This window comes from Rhizobium sp. P1_E6 (genome assembly GCF_056405875.1).
The window spans coordinates 1-1,522 of the sequence record NZ_JBFUBG010000267.1 but is presented as its reverse complement, the minus strand read 5'-3'; the positions used below and the strand labels follow the sequence as shown (position 1 = coordinate 1,522).

The 1,522-nt window shown below is 59.7% G+C and carries 1 protein-coding gene and 1 pseudogene; one reads left to right on the top strand and one right to left on the bottom strand.

Annotated elements, in window-relative coordinates:
* A pseudogene (locus AC1D35_RS36090) lies at nt 1-379 on the top strand (hypothetical protein); the annotation flags it as partial.
* A gap of 538 nt (nt 380-917) precedes the next feature.
* On the opposite strand, the gene AC1D35_RS36085 reads toward AC1D35_RS36090, so the two are convergent.
* A partial coding sequence (locus AC1D35_RS36085) for a LysR family substrate-binding domain-containing protein (protein WP_477942803.1) occupies nt 918-1,522 on the bottom strand: 605 nt, incomplete at its 5' end.

Sequence of the window (1,522 nt, the reverse complement as noted above, 5' to 3'; positions counted from 1 at the left end):
CTGTTGGACGGTGTGCTGGCATCATGCTCCAGCTGCGCAAGATGGTCTCCCTCGGCACCGCCAGAGATCTTCCCAATCTGAGTCTCGGTCGGGCAGAATGGAGGTCAGCCGCCGGATCTCCTGGATCGACAGCGTCATCGGCGCTAACAAAAATTATGGCGGCGCATTGAGCACCCGCCACGCCCACATCATGGAGGCCCTGCCCTTCGGCGCAGGCCTGAGGCCCGAAACGCTCCTGCCGCTGCTCAAGGCCGCCGGCTTTGTCGATATCGAACTGTACTCACATGCCCCGATCGCATCGGCCCAGAGCAGGACGGCAAATCTTAGGAACAGATTGCGCACGTTCGTCTATCGCCGTTTTACTGGCAGACGCTCTTAGCATGGAAGCAATTGTCGGAACGTCTGCAGCGATCAAGCATCGCTCCGTCGCGTCTTCTTTTTGTTCAACGGCCGGACGTGCCTGCTCATCACCTGCCCGGCCTCACCAACGAACGCGCGATATCGATGATGTCGTCGCGCGGCGGTCGGATGGTCGTGGTCGAAAGCCAGTTTGAGCCGCAGTGCCTCAAGGACTGGATCGTCAGCGGAACACCGCTTTCCCATCCCGTATTCCTGTCTCTAGTGGCGTCGTGCGCAGCACGAGAGGCCGAAAGTCACACAGCGCTGCTCGCCGATCCGCCAGGATCGGCGAGAGAGAAAAAGAAGCATATCGGAGCTTTCAGCATAGCGGCCGGACGGAACCGTCTGGGAAAGCGGGAATTCGCGCCACACGAGGGTGTGAGGATGTGCAGCCGCAGGAGCGTCAGCGAAGCGGTCCGAAGAAGACGCGGGACCGACTGCCCCACGACCGAGTATTCCGCTTTTGGGCCGAGCTCGCACCAGTAGCGATCGTCGCTAATGACGACCCGCCCCTGCCCTCATCTGCCCGGCCGCGCTAGCGATCGCGCAATATCGATGATGTCGTCTCGTGCTGCGGTCGGATCCTCCCTGTTCCATGCAACACCCAAGCCGATCTTGAAATCGATCCCCTTCACTTTCTTGAGCTCGAAGCCGCGGTTGGGCAGATCCTGCGTCCATTCCGGCACGAAGCCGATGCCAAGCCCGGCTGAGACCAGCGACACCAGCGACACCAGCGAGAAGGTGTCGTCGCATGTATAGGCAACACTATCGGTCAGATCATGCTYCTCGAACTTTTCCGCRAAATACCGCTCGCTGTAGGAGAGGTTCTGGCGGGRAAAGGAGATGATCTTCTCRKWGCGCAGATCCTCGAKRTCGATCTCGCTCTTCAAGGAGAGCGGGCTSTCCCTRGCGACSGCCASCAGRTAACGCTCRTGGGCAATCGAGAAGAAGCGTAGCGAGCCGATATTCTCCACCGGCCTTATGAAGCCGAGATTGATGCGCCCCGCCTCGATATGACGGATGATGTCATCGGTGGTGCCGCTTTCGATATGCAGGCGGATATCGGGATATTTTCGAGCGATACGCGACAGGAACGACGGCAGCACGCCGATGGTAGCGGGAT